General features: G+C 61.0%; 6 protein-coding genes. 5 read left to right on the top strand and 1 reads right to left on the bottom strand.

The annotated features are described in order from the left end of the window. Positions 1-297: 297 nt before the first annotated feature. A complete protein-coding gene (locus CN311_RS31025) occupies positions 298-564 on the bottom strand; it encodes an SEL1-like repeat protein (RefSeq protein WP_006331108.1) in 267 nt (88 codons plus the stop codon). A 463-nt stretch (positions 565-1,027) separates the two neighbouring features. Between CN311_RS31025 and CN311_RS31020 the strand changes: the two genes are divergently transcribed. The 5 genes from CN311_RS31020 to CN311_RS31005 all read left to right on the top strand — a co-directional run. Then, complete coding sequence (locus CN311_RS31020; RefSeq protein ID WP_097577387.1) at positions 1,028-1,372, top strand: DUF2147 domain-containing protein; 345 nt, start codon at positions 1,028-1,030, stop codon at positions 1,370-1,372. Positions 1,373-1,549: 177 nt separating this feature from the next. After that, positions 1,550-1,729: a hypothetical protein gene (locus tag CN311_RS32365; protein ID WP_133117295.1), complete on the top strand. Its 180-nt coding sequence runs from the start codon at positions 1,550-1,552 to the stop codon at positions 1,727-1,729. Positions 1,730-1,764: 35 nt separating this feature from the next. Beyond that, on the top strand, positions 1,765-1,959 hold the full coding sequence (locus CN311_RS31015) for a hypothetical protein (RefSeq protein ID WP_008874855.1): 195 nt from the start codon (positions 1,765-1,767) through the stop codon (positions 1,957-1,959). Between the two features lie 176 nt (positions 1,960-2,135). Next, positions 2,136-3,596: an AMP nucleosidase gene (locus tag CN311_RS31010; protein WP_245441000.1), complete on the top strand. Its 1,461-nt coding sequence runs from the start codon at positions 2,136-2,138 to the stop codon at positions 3,594-3,596. Positions 3,597-3,673: 77 nt separating this feature from the next. After that, positions 3,674-4,423, top strand: a 750-nt coding sequence (locus tag CN311_RS31005) for an endonuclease/exonuclease/phosphatase family protein (RefSeq protein WP_245440999.1), incomplete at its 3' end; no start/stop codon positions are given.

The following is a 4,423-nucleotide window of genomic DNA, read 5'->3' as shown; positions in this document are numbered from 1 at the left end:
AAAAACGGTTTCCACTTTTTGGGATCATGGTTCGAAACGCAAAAAGCCACGCCAGCCTTGTTCCGGCCGGTCGTGACTTTCTTGCTCGCAGGAGCAGTCCCAAGCGCCCCCGCGCCCGACGAACCTGCTCGCCGTCCCCGTTATCGTGCATGACTGGACCTTGCCGGCCTGCCGCGTTCTTGTTCTTCATAGTCGACCGTCTTGCGCGGCCTTGTCATTCCACCGGTTCCGGCCGTCTGTGCGGCCTTGATCCCGGAGCTTCCCTGTCTTCGATATCTCTGCGTGTGATTGGCGATCTCAGTGCATCGTCATCCATTCGCGGGCTTCACGCAGCGCCCTGGCGATCTCGACCTTCGACATCGCCGCCGACAATTCCGATCGCAGTTCCGCGGCGCGGACGGAGCCCTTGATGGCGGCGATGTTGAACCATTTGTGGGCGGCAACGACGTCGGTCTCACAATCGCGGCCGGTCGCATACATCATGCCCAGTTCGAAAAGAATGTCGGCCTGGGCAGTTGCCCCCATGGCGCCGAAGCCGGCTTCAAGCATTTCAAAACGTGCCATTTCAATCCCCTGTTCTGGCCCCTGTCAGGCTCCCGAGAGCTGCCTCGTTCTGTCCCCGGTGTCCGTTGGGGCCGGCTGCTCTTTCGATGCTTTCGAGAATGAAGCGGAGCCTTGAATCCGTCGTTAAATGGCGTGCTTAATTTGAGGAAAACAAAGCTAAAACAAGAGGTAAACACGGAAATTCGTTAAGGATACAAAGCCAGCAATCGCGCGGATTCCAGGCAAATTTGACGAAAATTTGCGTGGCGCGGATCAATACTCCGCTAACCACGGGAGACAAAGGCAACACGCCGATCGTTTCATATCTTCGCTGGCAAGGCCGGTTCGGTGCATCGAGAAAAAGCTCGGGTCTTCCGCAGCGGCACCGCTTTTGTTTCGCCGGGAGGTGGATTAGCTTACGTTTGCGTAAGAGGCAGACCGGCGGGGCGGAACACCCGGCCGGGTGCGCAAAGGGAGGACAGATATGTTTCGAAAAGCAAGCCTGGCCCTCGCGGCCACATTAGTCATGGCCGGCGCGGCGTGGGCCGATCCGATCGAAGGCGACTGGAAAACGCAGTCCGGCGCGACCGCCGCCATCTCCGGCGGCGGAGGAGGATTCTCCATCAAGCTGAAGTCGGGCAAATTTGCCGGCAAGCACATCGGTTCGCTCAAGGCGTCCGGCGCCAACAAATATGCGGGCAGCATAACCGACCCGGAGACCGACAGGACCTATGCCGGCAAGGGCTCGCTTTCCGGCACCTCGCTCAAGATGAGCGGCTGCGTGCTCGGCGGGCTGATCTGCAAAAGCCAGATCTGGCACAAGCTCTGATCGTTCGCATTCGAAGGACATGATGACGGGGCCCTTGCTGGCCCCGTTTTCATTTCATCGGCGATCTGCATCGCCTGACGCATCGGAGCTCGAACCGATGCGCGTCCCACGTCAATCAATTTGAACCGCAGATGAATGCCGGCATCAGAGCCGGTTCAGTCACATCAGGGCATTTTCATGCGTGTTGAAGGAGACACCACGCAAATGCTCGCCCGCCGCTTCACCATCGTCTGCCTGCTGCTGAGCCTGTTCGGCATGTTCTTCGCCATCCTCGTCGCGGAGGCAGGTCGTTCGGCCCGCTCCTGGGACCAGGCCAATTCCTGCCGGTTCGGTTGCGTGAACCATTTTCGCCGCTGAACCGACAGAGACCTCGAGAGACAAAAGCAAAAGCCATGAACCGCATCGTCGCCAACGCCCTGAAAACCCTTCGGCTCCTGCCGCGGGCGGCGCTTATCCTGACGGTGCTTTCGGCGCCGGTTTTGGCGGTGCCGACGATGCGCGCCGATGCCGGCTCGACGATCGAAGCGCCGGCAATGAAGAAGAACGGAGTCGGCTTTGTTTTGCTGGTCAGCCTGCGGCGCGGGTAAGCGTGCTGATATTCAGGTCAGGCCTGACCTGAATCTCAACACACCTTGAACCGTCAGAGAACAAAATCAACGCTTTGGCCGCGTTCTGGCCAACACCCCCTCCCAACCGCATGGCCAAGCCTCTATATTGGGTCATGGAAAAGCGAATCTATCCCCAAGCCATCGAATCGGTCGTCATGCCGGAGCCTTTCGGCCGGCAGAGCTTCAACGATGCCAAGAAGGCCGTCGCGGCCTTGCAGGTGCTTTACGACCGCAACACCAAATTCCTGCGCGATTCATTCACGGCACTCGCGGCGGGCGGCGACAGCAACAAGCGCTACCGGGCCTTCTACCCAGAGATCGGCGTCACCACGAGTTCGTTCACCCAGATCGACTCACGCCAGGCCTATGGCCATATGCCGACGCCGGGGCATTTCTCCACCACCGTCACCCAGCCTGCGCTTTTCGAGAGCTATCTCACCGAACAGCTTCGCCTGATCATGCGCAATCACGGCGTTTCGGTCACCGTTTCGGAATCGACGACGCCCATTCCGCTGCATTTCGCCTTCCTCGAAGGCACCCATGTCGACGGCGCGGCGGCCGAGCGCATCAGACGGCCGATCCGCGACCTGTTCGACGTGCCGGATCTAGACGGCACCGACGACCAGATCGCCAACGGTACGTTCGAAGTGGCGTTCGGTGAAACACGACCGCTGGCGCCGTTTACGGCGCAACGCATCGACTATTCGCTGCACCGGCTGTCCCACTACACCGCGACCACGCCGCAGCATTTCCAGAACTTCGTGCTGTTCACCAACTACCAGTTCTATATCGATGAATTCGTCGCCCGCGCCCGCGACCTGATGGCGAAGGGCGGTGATGGATATGTGGAATTTGTTGAACCGGGCAATGTCGTCACCAAGGCCGGACAAGGCGCGCCCAGCGAAGGTGTGGCGGCGCCGCGCCTGCCGCAGATGCCGGCCTATCATTTGAAGAAGCCGAACCATGGCGGCATCACCATGGTCAATATCGGCGTCGGCCCCTCCAACGCCAAGACGATCACCGACCATATCGCCGTGCTCAGGCCGCATGCCTGGCTGATGCTCGGCCATTGCGCCGGCCTGCGCAACACTCAGGCGCTGGGCGACTATGTGCTGGCGCATGCCTATGTCAGGGAAGACCATGTGCTCGACGACGATCTGCCGGTATGGGTGCCGATCCCGCCGCTGGCCGAAATCCAGGTGGCGCTGCAGGAGGCCGTCGCCGAAGTCACCGGGCTTTCCGGCTACGATCTCAAGCGCATCATGCGCACCGGCACGGTCGCCACCATCGACAACCGCAATTGGGAGCTACGCGACCAGCGTGGGCCGGTGCAGCGACTGTCGCAGTCGCGGGCAATCGCGCTCGACATGGAATCGGCGACGATCGCGGCCAATGGCTTCCGCTTCCGGGTGCCCTACGGCACGCTGCTTTGCGTCTCCGACAAGCCCCTGCATGGCGAATTGAAGCTGCCGGGCATGGCGACCGAATTCTACAAGCGGCAGGTGGCGCAGCACCTGACCATCGGCATCAAGGCGATGGAAAAGCTGGCGGAGATGCCGATGGAGCGGCTGCATTCGCGCAAGCTCAGAAGCTTTTCGGAGACGGCGTTCCAATAGAAGGTGGACATTTCGTCATCTTGATTGGGCCGCATTTCTGCCGATAAGCAAAGCGGATGGCACGCAGTCGAAACATGATGATTTCGGCCACATTCCTGGCAATGCTCGCACTCTCGGCCGCGCTGGTGGCCGGGTTCTTCGGTACGCTGCATCCGGCTTTCGATTCCTTCGCGCATTTCCGCGTCCACCTTGCCGTGCTGATGGCGCTGTGCGCGTTGCCGCTGCTCGCCACCTCGTTTCGCCTGCAGGCGGCGACTGCGCTGGTCTTTGCCGTGGCCGCCTACGCCACCACATCATTTCCCTTGCCGCGCCTGTGGCCGGTCCAGGCAGCCTACGAAGCCAAGCCTAGCGACCAGGCAGTCTATCCCGGAGATCAGGCTGTCTACCGCCTGTTGCAGATGAATTTGCGCTTCGACAATCCGACGCCGAAGAAGGTGCTGTCGCTGATCGGCCGGACCAATCCCGACGTGATCACTCTCGAAGAAGTCTCGGAGATGTGGACGACCGAGCTTGGCTATATCACCAGCGCCTATCCCTACCGGATCCTGTGCCCCTACCCCAATGGCGTGTTCGGGGTAGCGCTGCTCTCCAGACGGCCTTTTGCCGCCGGCACCAAACCCTTTTGCGAGCGGCGCGGCGCCATGGCTATCGCCACCGTCGATTTCGGCGGCATCGGCTTCGATGTCGCCGCCATTCATCTCAGCTGGCCATGGCCGCGTGAGCAACCGTGGCAGATCGGCGAATTGGCCGAGCCGCTGGCCTCGCTTGGCGAAACCGCGATCATGGCGGGCGACTGCAACGCCGCTCCATGGAGCGCGGCCGTCAGG

The organism is Mesorhizobium sanjuanii (assembly GCF_002529485.1).
In the GTDB taxonomy this organism is placed as follows: domain Bacteria; phylum Pseudomonadota; class Alphaproteobacteria; order Rhizobiales; family Rhizobiaceae; genus Mesorhizobium; species Mesorhizobium sanjuanii.
Note: the sequence above shows the minus strand (reverse complement) of the source record. Positions and strands in the feature narration are given on the sequence as shown.

Bases quoted from the DNA above. Each gene is read 5' to 3' on its own strand.
- CN311_RS31020 (WP_097577387.1), top strand. From the start codon at position 1,028: ATGTTTCGAAAAGCAAGCCTGGCCCTCGCGGCCACATTAGTCATGGCC.
- CN311_RS31025 (WP_006331108.1), bottom strand. From the start codon at position 564: ATGGCACGTTTTGAAATGCTTGAAGCCGGCTTCGGCGCCATGGGGGCA.
- CN311_RS31015 (WP_008874855.1), top strand. From the start codon at position 1,765: ATGAACCGCATCGTCGCCAACGCCCTGAAAACCCTTCGGCTCCTGCCG.
- CN311_RS32365 (WP_133117295.1), top strand. From the start codon at position 1,550: ATGCGTGTTGAAGGAGACACCACGCAAATGCTCGCCCGCCGCTTCACC.
- CN311_RS31010 (WP_245441000.1), top strand. From the start codon at position 2,136: ATGCCGGAGCCTTTCGGCCGGCAGAGCTTCAACGATGCCAAGAAGGCC.